The organism is Escherichia sp. MOD1-EC6475 (assembly GCF_003046645.1).
GTDB classification, from domain to species: domain Bacteria; phylum Pseudomonadota; class Gammaproteobacteria; order Enterobacterales; family Enterobacteriaceae; genus Escherichia; species Escherichia ruysiae.
This window is the reverse complement of the sequence record NZ_PZKQ01000106.1, coordinates 1-11,459: the sequence shown is the minus strand read 5'-3', so window position 1 is coordinate 11,459 and position 11,459 is coordinate 1. Positions and strand designations below refer to the sequence as shown.

The following is an 11,459-nucleotide window of genomic DNA, read 5'->3' as shown; positions in this document are numbered from 1 at the left end:
GGAAGTCACTGTCGTTCTCAAAATCGGTGGAGCTGCATGACAAAGTCATCGGGCATTATCTGAACATAAAACACTATCAGTAAGTTGGAGTCATTACCCAGCGATGCAGCTCACGCAATAACGGACTATATCGTTGGATATTACAGCGCACTAAGACCGCACGAATATAATGGTGGGTTACCGCCAAACGAATCAGAAAACCGATACTGGAAAAACTCTAACGCGGTGGCCAGTTTTTGTTGACCACTTCACTACATCAGCTTCAATTCCCGGAGAACTTCGGAAAAACCTGGAGCAAGGTAGACGAAGAGGTTCTTTACGACATGATCGACTATGCCTGCACTGTTCGGCAGATCACCGCTGAACTGAAACGGCACCCGGTGAGCGTCGTTAAAAAGCTGGCGAAGTACCTGGACGATGACACTATCCAGAATCGTATTACTCAAGATTTTTACGATGTCCCTGTCCGGGAGCTGGTTCATTGGGGCTTGCTGTAAGCAAATCATGACTTGACATTTAGTGATATTGTTGTTCATAAGGTGATATTCTTGTACTATTCCGACAAGCTGACAAAACACTGTACTAACTGCGGACAACAAACATGAGTGAGCAAATAATGACCGTCAAGGATGTCGCGTCGTACCTCAAGCTCAACGAGCGTACTGTCTATCGCATGGCCACAGCAGCAAAGATCCCAGCGTTCAAAGTGGGTACCTCGTGGCGTTTTAAGAAAGAAGAGATAGATATATGGATAGCGCAGCAACACAACCAAACATCAAGCAATAAAGAGAGCTAACCATGCTAGGACTGAAGTTACGTGAGGAGTTTTCTGGTCGTCGTATTAAAGGAACGATGATCGAAATGCATAACCGGAATGGCACCGGTGCGCTCGATAAGTCTGCAAGTGAATTTCTGAAGATCACTTACCCTTCAATCGACATGCTCAAGACTGTGGAAGCTGTACAAGCTGGCCGGGCTGAGCCTGTTGTAATTATCGGTGCGAGGGGCCAAGGTAAATCACACCTTATGGCCGCACTGTCACATATGCATCAGGATAAGGATGCAACAGTAAACTGGTTGAATGACTGGTCTGCCCGACTGAAAAATCCTGACATTGCAGGTCTCAAATTACAGTATGGCATGCATGTCATTACCGAAAGCTTGCACCTGCAACGCTATAAGCATGTATGGGATGTTCTGTTCGACCAGCATCCGCATGGCAATATCATTAAAGCCAAGTGGGAGGTGCACGGCACGGAAGTGCCTGGTTATGACCTGATTCTGGAAATGGCAGAGAATAAGCCATTCATCCTTATTCTGGATGAATTTCAGACGTGGTTTGAAGGCTTAACAAACTCCAACCAGTATAAGCGTAAGACATGGGCATTTAACTTCATTCAAATCCTCTCGGAAATATCTGAAAAGCACCCAGAACTTCTGACACTTGTCGTATCCGTGCGCGAAGGTAACTCCGACGCAGCGCAGCAGCTATTCCGTGTGAACCCCGTACGGATTGATTTTAAAGGGCCAGAAGCCAAACGAGACAGGCAGCGCTTGTTGCTCTATCGGATCTTCGAAAACCGGATGAACATTCCAGAGCCTGATATTGCTTCACTGATCAAAACTCATGTGGATGAATTCCTGCGTTTGAGTCATATCTCAGGCTCCGAGCATGAAAAACATAGACAGCAATTTATCGAGGCCTGGCCTTACTCGCCAAGACTCCTGCAATTGCTGGACGATCAGGTGCTGATCGCAACCGAAACTCAAGAGACACGCGATCTCTTGCGTATTCTGGTAGATGTTTTTAAGGAGTCTGGTGACGACACAGCCATACTTACGCCTGCCAACTTCAGCTTAACCAGTGAAAAATCAGGCGTTACCTCACTACTGGATTCGGTAGCGAGTCAGCTGCATCGGGATTTGCGTGAGAATGCACTGCGCAACCTCGAAGCTGTTAAAAACGGTGTACCTGCTGCTCAGGTGCCACATCTTGAGCCCATTCTTTCCGCTCTCTGGCTTCGTTCCCTGTCACTGGAGAATCATGCCGGTGCAGAACCGTCAGAGTTGCAGCTGGATATTACCGAGTGCAAAGCGATTGATGACAACCTGTTTGCCGCTGAGCTTGCAGTCATCGAGGACAACAGCTTCAACATTCACCGCCAAGCCAACCGTTTGGTCTTCAAGAACGAGGTGAATCCACAGGCCAAGCTGTTAGCACATGCTAAAAACGACAAGCTCTTTCAAAAGGATGAGGATGTAGAACACCTCGCCAAAGAGATTCGTTACGCCTTGGTTGGGGATGGCAATCAGTCGAATATTTATCGAACCATTGTCTTAAAGAAGCAATGGCGCACTGCGCCATGGGCGGATATTGAAGAAAAAGACCATCCTCAGCATTGGGATAACCGGATTCCAGTGATTGTTATGCCCAAGGCGTCGCTGGACAACAAAGAGCTGGGAGAATGGTTGAAGACGCATGTTGCAAAGGCAAGAAACACTGTGCGCTTCCTGCTACCACGCGTGGGTACTGGCGACATTTTCTACGATAAGTCTTTGCTGGTATTAGCCCGTGCGGTTTATCTCGCTAGCGATTGGAAAAACTCCGAGCGTGAGTACGCTCAATTGCATCTGAAGTACCAGAAGGAACTGCGTGAGCAGTTGCAATCCCGCTTTGATCGTTTTGCAGTCTTGGTCGTGTGGAATTTCGCAGACCCATCTCAATGCGAGTTTGAGATTTCACAGCATGGCGCAGAAGGGTTACAGATCCTTGAAAAGCTGGATGAGAAAATCCGCAGCGAGCTGTTCATTCCAGAAGAATTCGACACCATGTTGCTTGATGCCGCAACCAATAGCCGTAGCGTGGCCGACCTCATCGAACAGCTGAAAGAACCAGCCCCAAAAGGTGCAGAAAGCATTCCCTGGTTGGGTGAAACAGCGGTTAAAGAGCGTATTGGCCGAGCCTGTGCAGAAGGCAAAATTGCCATCAACGCCAAAGGCAGTCTGTACGAGAAAAAGCCGTCAGAAACCACGGAAGATGCTTGGTTGCGAGTACGTGGGAAGCTGGGTAGTGGTAAAGATCTGGATGATACAACACTGCATCTGCCCGGGGGCTCTGTTGGCTCAGGCGGTTCTGTCCCTGTTCAGCCTGTTCCAGGCGTGCCAGAAGAATTCACTACCGGTGGTGTTAAAGAGTCAACCGCAAGCTTAGGCAATGGCGGCACAGCATCTGATACGACACCAACGCCGGGATCGCTATTCGGTGGTTCCAGTGGCGGCTTCGTTGCTCATTACAGCGCCCAGAATACTTCCACATTGAGCTTGCTCGGTAAGCTTGAACAATGGGGCATTAACAAAGGCAGTCAGGTGAAGGACGTAAAATTGTCTACCTCGCAGCTCACTGGTGCACAGTTAGAGCATCTGCTGAAAAACTTACCGGATGGTGTTACTTACTCTCTGGATTTGGATAAAGAACAATAATCGACGAGCGAAAGCATATGGATAAGTCACTGATCGCTGATATACACAGACTACCCGCACAGGAAGCATGGCCGAAAATTTTTTCGGCCCTCTGGCCCCTGTTTGCAGAACCGATCAGGCAGGATCTGGCGGATGCAAAAACAACCGAACGGGATAGAGCCATCAAACCCTTGGATGACGTGTTGGCAGGCAGTGCCTGGGATCTGTGGGTATCGTTCGAGAGTGCTTCGCCAAAAACGGCAGATGCTCTGAAAGCATTCTGGCAACGCCAGACAACACCGAAAGCCATCCTGATTCTTGATGCATTGTCGCTCCGCGAAGCGCCCTGGATTCTCGAAAGTGCGCAGCAACGCGGCTACACCATTCACAGTGCCGGTGCGACCGCCTCTGAGCTACCCGGTGATACCACGCCGTTTGCTCGGGCCATGGGGTTTGGGCAGCGCACCAGATTGCAGAACAACCAGGGTAATAGCGCAGCTTTCCCTGAAGCTTTTACTGAGTCCACCGACTTGCCATGGGTGGATTGTGCATCTCTGATCAAGGCTGACCCGAATATTATTTTCTGGCATCACTGGCCTGATGAACGCATGCATCACCTGGCAGAGCAGGGGGCCGGTTATCGGGTGTTGGCTAAAGAAGCTGCCGCTGTATTAACCGGCGATGAATTCTGGGCCTTCATCGACAAACTGGCCACGGGCCGTCGTCTGGTTATTACTGCCGACCATGGGTATTCAAACCCCGCGTTGTTTCCAGATGTTTACCCTGAAGATCAAAAAGCCTATCTGAAAGGTCAATTCAAGTCTGGCCGCAACAGCGAAGTGGAAGACGCAAAAACCGAACAGCATTGGGTACCGCCATTATCTCAGGTACTGACAACACAGCATGGCAACTGGAACATTGTGCTGGGCCGAAAAAAATGGCGTTCACAAGGCGGCTATCCAAGCTTGGCCCATGGTGGACTGAGCTTGTTAGAAGTGGCCGTACCCTTTATCGAACTGTCGAAACCGAATAATTAATGGACAGCATCCTGTGCTGGCCTTTGGATAAGTATTTTTATGGCATCTAACAAAACGAAAGCAGAACTGACAGAAGAATTGGTGGCAGAGGCCGTTAGTGCTGGTAAAAAAGCACAACTGGAATCGGTCGATTTTTCTGACCCTAATCGCCCCTTAACCTGCCTTGAGGTTGATTTCCCGATTCTGCCAATCAACCAGATCGCGCAGATTGAAGGTAATGCGGGCAAGCCCATCTACCAGATGAGTAAGTGGTGGGCACGTCGCCGCTCCAGCGTGTTCCGCTCTATGTTGATTGCAGCTGCCACCAAAGCGCCCGATGAACCATCCGAATCTGCCAAATTGGTTTGGGACAACTACTACGCCAATCACCAGGACAACCAAGCATTCAGAAAATTGAAAGTGGCTGACATTTTCATGGGGGGCGGTACCACATTGGTAGAAGGTGCGCGGCTCGGCATGCAGATGACAGGCAACGATCTCAACCCGGTTGCCTGGCTGGTTGTAAAAAACGAACTGGCTGATGTCGATCTGGATGAAGTGAACAAACTGTTTGATCACATCGAACGGGAAGTAAAACCCCAGATCATGCCGTTTTACGCTTGCGAAGGCCCTGATGGCGAAAAAGGCAAATGGACACAGCGTTCTACTGGCAAAGTCATGGGCGATGATTTTGATCCGCTGGCTCTGACCCCCGAAGAACGCAAAGACTTCGATTACGAAGGCCCGGAGGTTATTTATACCTTCTGGGCTAAACATGGCCCTTGTGCTGCTCCTGGATGCGGTCACCGTACTCCATTGATGACCTCTCCAGTAGTAGCGGTAAAATCCCTCTCGGTTAAAACCTGGCAAGATGTTGAGTGCCAACACTGCGGTTCAAGCTTTGATCTTGAGCGCCAGGAAGCTCGCATGGCTCCCGATGTTCCCCTGGTCGTAAGCGATTCAGAAGCTCCTTACGCCATTATGGATGATACTGGAAACTACCAGTGCCCTCATTGCCAGCATCAATATCGTGATGAGGCGGCAGCGCAGAAGGGAGAGTCTTCGCGCTTACTCAAGAAGATGAGTAAAAATAAAAAGGTTGATTTGTCTCTGCTTGTTCACCCTGATTGGCTGAAAGGTTCTTCAAAAGCAGACGAAACAGGAATATTTGGCGGCACCTCCCTTAGTGAGGTGGAAGCAACGCAGCGTTGGAATCTGCACAGAACAAAGACACTTAAGCTGCTGGAAGTACGGGGTAAATTGCCCGAAGAAATTACCTGCCCTGATTCAGGTTTGGTGATAAACACTCAGCAAGGCACTATTCCTAAAAAGTCTAATTTCACCTGTCAGGAAAGCACTTGCGGTCGTCAACAAGATGTTCTCGACAGCATTAAAGCTTCTGGCCAGACCGGCCCAATGGCTGCCTATGTATTGCAGTGTTATTCACCTGGACGTGATGCAACAGGTGCACCATACAACGGCCGCTACTTTGTTCCAGCTGACGGCAATGCTGCCAAAAGACAAAATCTGGCGGTATCTGAGTGGGAGAATAGGAAAAATTCGGATTTGCGGGGTTATTGGCCCGAATCCGAATTGCCCTATGGATTTATGACACACCACCTGCAAGGCGGCGTTCCTAATCATGGTTTTACGCACTGGAATACCATGTTTAACCCGCTTCAGCTTCTGATTCATGCACAAATTCTCAAGGCTATTGATACATCTCATGGCTTCAGCGACACCAGTAAAGAAATAGTTTTGGGTGCATTTCAGCAGTATTTGCGCAATCAGAATATGTTTTGCTTTTGGAACCCTCAGCGGGACACCCCTGAACCAATGTTTAGCAACAACAATTATCATCCCAAATCAACCGTGATTGAAAACTCGGTTTTTTCAGATCTTGGTCGTGGTAACTGGTCATCCTGCCGGGCAAACACTCTTAAGGGGTTGGAGTGGTGCAAGCAGCCATGGGAAACCGTCTCGAACGAGATGTTAACCAATATGTCCGCCGACATTGGCAAATTGGTGAGCGGTAAAAGCTCAAAGGCCATGCCCAACGACCCTGTGCTGCCGGGTACCTTAGTGACCTGCGGCTCATCGACGGAATTAAAGCAGTATGCCGATCAGTCGTATGATCTCGTCATTACCGATCCACCATTTGGTGGCTTGCTGCACTACGCCGAATTAGCGGATTTCTTCTATGTGTGGCTACGTCTGCTGCTGAAAGATAAATACCCAGAGGTTTACGCTGGAGAATACACGCCAAAGACGCTGGAAGCTGTTTCTAACAAAGCACGCCACCCAGATGACCCGGATGCGTTTTATAAGCGCCTGCTGACCGAATGTTGGCGCGAGGCGAATCGCTTGCTGAAACCGGGTGGCATTTTGGCATTTACCTTCCATCACAGCGAAGACGAGCCTTGGGTGGATGTATTGGAGAGCTTGTTTGACGCGGGTTACTACCTGGAAGCAACGTACCCTATCCGCAGTGATGAAACTAAGGGCAAGGGGGAGTTTGGTTCCAAGACAATTGAGTATGACATCATTCATGTGTGCCGTAAGCGCACTGAAGCGCCTAGCAAGATCAGTTGGGCACGCCTGCGTCGTAAGATTCTTGCCGACGTGCGTCAGCTGCAACGGCTGTTGGAATATCACCAATCAGAGGGCTTGCCGGTAGCCGACATTCAGGTGATTAAGCGTGGGAAGGCTTTGGAGTATTTCTCACGCCACTATGGCCAGGTGTATGTTGAAGAAGGCCGCGAATTCACCGTTAACGAAGCTCTCGTGGGGATCAACCAGATTCTGGATGACCAGTCGGAATCTGAATCGGGTGGTACCCCGGTGGTATGTGAGCCAAACACGCGCCAGTTTCTGCGTATTTTTGCACGCCAACCTTCTGTCGAACGCGATCAGATGCAGAAATTCCTGCGCGGTAGTGGTATAGCGCCCTCTACTTTTATCGCTTTGGGCTGGGCGACGGAAACCACTCGACCAAAAGCCTTTCATTGGCGCTCGCCACTAGAAATTGCGCAAGAGCGAATGGCCAGCAGTCGCAGCGTGAGCCGCGACTTTGATCAGGCCATGTTGCTTGTGGGGGCCTGTTATCCGGAAAGCGGTATCAATACCAAGAAAATTCTGGATGATAACTTTAAGCCTCACCCGGCATTAGGTCATCTATTAGATTGGCTTGTTCACAACGGAGCTGACTCATCTATGCGCAGTGCCTGCACTTTGGCAAGGCAATTGTTTAATAGATGGGAAGCAGATCATCAGCAGGTTATGCAGGAACAAATATCATTGTTTGGTATGGAAGATGAAATATGAGCGATGTGCTGACCAACGACAAATGGAAGCGACGCGGTGTCTCAGTGCTTTGGTGTGGCAAAACACTGGCTGAATTAAATGCTGCAAGTCAGGTGATCAGTCTGCGTCAGTTCATCGGCTATTACGAAGCGGGCTGGCCGGACGATATGCCTCTGCTGAATGACGATGGCTTATACGTCGCAGGGTTGGACGTAGCCGTAGACGCTTTGTCACCAGAAGATGCACTGGAATGGCTGGAATCCGAGATTTACGAAATGATCTACGACTTTCAGAACCATGCCGATGCCGCGTTGATTTTCTGGATGCCGGATCAGGGGCGCTGGAAGGAAGATCTTACCACTAGTACCTACCACTGGTGCTTGGCCGGTAAATACGATGCCCAGATGTTCCCGTTGGGGCAATGCATCTGGAACGGCGCACAAAAAGATGTGCGCCGGATTGAATCGACCTCTGGCGGAAAAACGAACGAATGGCTGGGTTTATACCTGGAGCGGATCAGCTAATAGGGGTAACCATGATTTTTCAACCTGGCGAACGCGTCAGCCATTTTGAATTTGGCCAAGGTGTTGTTATCTCGACTGCGGGTGGCTACGTCCGTGTATTCTTTCCCCAGGGTGAGCGACAAGTACCCGTCAGCACCCTGGTGGCGGCACTTAGCCATAATGAGCGCGTGGTGGCCAGTATTGGCAGCCATACCGATAGCGACACGAAAGCATGGCTCTCCTGGAAAGCGCATGAATTACCCCTTCAGGATTCAGCTAGCTCGCTGACTTCAGCCAAGATTGATTTGCTACCCCATCAGGTAGTGCTGACTCATAGGGTTGCCTGCGCGAGCCCGCGTCGTTTTCTGATTGCCGATGAAGTGGGTTTGGGGAAAACCATTGAAACCGCATTAGTGTTGCGGGAATTGGCCAGTCGTGGCGAACTGAACCGGGCTTTGATGGTTGTTCCGGCGGGTCTGGTTAACAACTGGCACCGCGAGCTGAATGAAGTTTTCAATTTGAATTTTGAAGTGTTCGGCCGCGAAGGTGACGTCAGCGACCGGCGCAGTAATGCGTTTGCTAAACATAACCTGCTGATTGCCAGTATCGACACCTTAAAGCGTCCAGCAAGAATCAAGAAAATACTCGAAGCACCCCGTTGGGATTTGATTGTTTTTGATGAAGCGCATCACTGCACAGCCTATAAGCAAGGTGGCAAAACCCGCAAGACCCAGAACTACAAACTGGCAGAAGCCTTACGTGACCACAGTAGGGATATGATTCTGCTGTCGGCCACACCACATCAGGGCGATCATTTCCGTTTCTGGAAGCTGATTGATTTGCTTGACCCCACTTTGTTTTCCAGTGAAACAGAGATGGTGGAAGAACGTCATCGCCTGAATCCAATCATCTTCCGCCGTACCAAAGCCGACGCCTGTAAAGCCGATGGCTCCACGCTATTTGCCAGACGCTGGGTGCATACCGAAGCCTTTTCGATGTCAGACCAGGAGCGCGATTTCTATAACGCCTTGAATGAATACCTGCGCGACGGTTTTGCTCTGGCGAAGAAGCAAGGCGGGAAAGGAACGGCACTGGGCTTTGTAATGACGATCTTCCAAAAGATTGCGGCGTCCAGCTTTGCCGCTGTGCATCGCACCTTGAGACGAAGACTTTTGGCCCTGACTGTTCATGAGGGTTTGATGCACGATGAAAATCTCGACATCGACGCCAGAGACTTTGCTTTTAATGAGGCAAAAGAACAGATTCGCGTTGAGTTCGATTTAGGTCATGACCGTCTTTCTGACCTTGAGATAGACCGTATATTGAATGACATCAAGCGTCGCCTCCTCAAAAAGATCAATGAAGAGCAGCTGGCCGCTGCATCCGATACTTTTACCGATGAACTGGAAACAGCCGCCGCTGAAGATGCGGCTATGGATGCTGTGGCATACGCCCTGCCCGAAGAGCGATTCCGCATTAAAGAACTACTGGGACTATTCCCTTCATCCCGTGAAACTAAAGTAGATAAACTCATTGGGGCTTTGGGCGTGCTGTGGCAGCAAAATCCAGAGGAGCGCATTGTGATATTTGCAACCTATCTGGGTACGGTGGAAATGCTGGGAGAGCAGATTGAAAAAGCGTATCCAGGCCAAGGTGTGGTTGTGCTTAAAGGTGGTGATCACGGAAGTAAGCTCGCGGCAGAACGGCGCTTCAAACAGGCCAATGGCCCTCGCGTAATGATCTGTACAGCAGCCGGTCGAGAAGGTATCAACCTGCAACATGCTCGGGTGCTGTTTAACTTTGACCTGCCGTGGAATCCAATGGATATGGAACAGCGCATTGGTCGTATTCACCGCTATGGACAGCGAGATACTGCGCAGGTTTATAACCTTGTTTTGGGTGACACCATTGAAGGTCGCATTTTCCTGCTGCTGGATGAAAAACTGGAGGAAATTGCCAAGGCGCTCGGCAAAGTGGATGAGAAGGGCCAGGTAGAAGAAGACCTTCGATCACAGATCCTCGGCCAATTATCGGAGCAGGTGAACTATCAGCAACTTTATTCGCAGGCACTGCAAGACCCAGAGCTGAAACGCACACGGCTGGAGCTTGAGGCGGCTATGGATAACGCCCGTCATGCTAAGGATGCGGTATTCGAACTATTCCAGGATCTGGACGGTTTCAGTTTGGATGACTACGCACCACTATCAGATACCGGGGAATCCATAGACGACCTGATCCGGTTTATGCAGAAAGCCTTGCCGTACGAAGGTGAAGCCATTGAGATTCGCGGGCAAAAGCAATTTGCCCTTGTAAAAGATGGCCTCGAACAAATGCTGTTTACCACGGATCGGGAAGAAGCGACCAATTCAGAAAAATTGCATTTGATTGGTTTGGATCATCCCGTGATTGCAGAGCAGCTTGATAAATACCGCAATCTTGATCCTGAATACCTTGGTTTCTATTCCAGTGAGCTGAATGCTGGTGAAACCGTTTCTGTATGGGAAGTAAGGGCTGCCAACGAAAAAGGACACAATGTTCACTCCATCATGAAACTTGCTGTCGATGGCGATGGTAACCGGCTACCTCATTTAGAAAAGCAAATAGACGCTGTGTTTAGAGCTAAGGGAAAGAACAGCGCTCACGAAGTAGATTTGCATAAAATCGAAGCCGTCTTGGAGCGGGAACTTCATCACCGGAATATCGTGAAGCCTGAGCAGTCATACTCAGCCAAGCTGATCGGTTTAGCGTGTGGTTGATTTGATGAGTTAATAGGATATCGGAAGTCGCTATGAAAATTGGGCTGGAGTTAGAAAATTGTTACGGCATTAATAAACTGGTGGGGGAGTTAGACTTAACCAGATTTGATGGCATTGACGGTGTTTGTTCTTTGTATGCGCCCAATGGGACATTGAAAACTTCTCTGGCTAAGACACTGAAGGACATTGAAGAAGGCAATCTATCAAAGGACAATGTTTTTCCTGATCGTGAAACAAAACGAATTGTCACGTTAGATGGCCAGCCTGTCGCGGCTGATCAAATAATGGTCATTAATTCATACGATGAAAGCTATAGCTCCAAGCAGGTATCTACACTATTGGTTAATGAGGCCCTAAAACGCGACTATGACGAAGCCTTAAAAGAAGTCGATGATAAAAGAAACCGGTAATGACTCCAACTT

General features: G+C 49.4%; 9 protein-coding genes and 1 pseudogene. All 10 read left to right on the top strand.

Going from position 1 to position 11,459, the window contains the following annotated elements; genetic code table 11:
• Positions 1 to 83: IS1 family transposase (locus A7589_RS22480; RefSeq protein WP_000618533.1), on the top strand; the 83-nt coding region annotated here is incomplete at its 5' end.
• Between the two features lie 16 nt (positions 84 to 99).
• Positions 100 to 243 (top strand): annotated as a pseudogene (locus A7589_RS22475) (IS3 family transposase); the annotation flags it as partial.
• Entirely contained in the window at positions 240 to 497 is a 258-nt protein-coding gene (locus tag A7589_RS22470) for a hypothetical protein (protein ID WP_108189031.1), read from the top strand. The pseudogene A7589_RS22475 and the gene A7589_RS22470, both read left to right, overlap by 4 nt.
• A 104-nt stretch (positions 498 to 601) precedes the next feature.
• Complete coding sequence (gene mads1, locus A7589_RS22465; RefSeq protein ID WP_000003143.1) at positions 602 to 796, top strand: methylation-associated defense system helix-turn-helix domain-containing protein MAD1; 195 nt, start codon at positions 602 to 604, stop codon at positions 794 to 796.
• Positions 797 to 798: 2 nt separating this feature from the next.
• The gene (locus A7589_RS22460) at positions 799 to 3,480 is read left to right on the top strand and encodes a hypothetical protein (protein ID WP_000901079.1); all 2,682 of its coding nucleotides are present in this window, start codon (positions 799 to 801) and stop codon (positions 3,478 to 3,480) included.
• A gap of 17 nt (positions 3,481 to 3,497) precedes the next feature.
• Entirely contained in the window at positions 3,498 to 4,496 is a 999-nt protein-coding gene (locus A7589_RS22455; protein ID WP_000361559.1) for a hypothetical protein, read from the top strand.
• Between the two features lie 39 nt (positions 4,497 to 4,535).
• Complete coding sequence (locus A7589_RS22450) at positions 4,536 to 7,799, top strand: hypothetical protein (RefSeq protein ID WP_000157877.1); 3,264 nt, start codon at positions 4,536 to 4,538, stop codon at positions 7,797 to 7,799.
• A complete protein-coding gene (locus A7589_RS22445) occupies positions 7,796 to 8,302 on the top strand; it encodes a hypothetical protein (protein ID WP_001286234.1) in 507 nt (168 codons plus the stop codon). The genes A7589_RS22450 and A7589_RS22445 overlap by 4 nt, the downstream gene beginning before the upstream one ends.
• 11 nt (positions 8,303 to 8,313) lie before the next feature.
• Complete coding sequence (locus A7589_RS22440; RefSeq protein ID WP_044325657.1) at positions 8,314 to 11,037, top strand: DEAD/DEAH box helicase; 2,724 nt, start codon at positions 8,314 to 8,316, stop codon at positions 11,035 to 11,037.
• Between the two features lie 32 nt (positions 11,038 to 11,069).
• Positions 11,070 to 11,447 (top strand): hypothetical protein, encoded by a 378-nt coding sequence (locus A7589_RS22435; protein WP_000690107.1) that lies wholly within the window; start codon positions 11,070 to 11,072, stop codon positions 11,445 to 11,447.
• Positions 11,448 to 11,459 lie beyond the last annotated feature (12 nt).

Bases quoted from the DNA above. Each gene is read 5' to 3' on its own strand.
- A7589_RS22440 (WP_044325657.1), top strand. From the start codon at position 8,314: ATGATTTTTCAACCTGGCGAACGCGTCAGCCATTTTGAATTTGGCCAA.
- A7589_RS22435 (WP_000690107.1), top strand. From the start codon at position 11,070: ATGAAAATTGGGCTGGAGTTAGAAAATTGTTACGGCATTAATAAACTG.
- A7589_RS22445 (WP_001286234.1), top strand. From the start codon at position 7,796: ATGAGCGATGTGCTGACCAACGACAAATGGAAGCGACGCGGTGTCTCA.
- A7589_RS22450 (WP_000157877.1), top strand. From the start codon at position 4,536: ATGGCATCTAACAAAACGAAAGCAGAACTGACAGAAGAATTGGTGGCA.
- mads1 (WP_000003143.1), top strand. From the start codon at position 602: ATGAGTGAGCAAATAATGACCGTCAAGGATGTCGCGTCGTACCTCAAG.
- A7589_RS22455 (WP_000361559.1), top strand. From the start codon at position 3,498: ATGGATAAGTCACTGATCGCTGATATACACAGACTACCCGCACAGGAA.
- A7589_RS22460 (WP_000901079.1), top strand. From the start codon at position 799: ATGCTAGGACTGAAGTTACGTGAGGAGTTTTCTGGTCGTCGTATTAAA.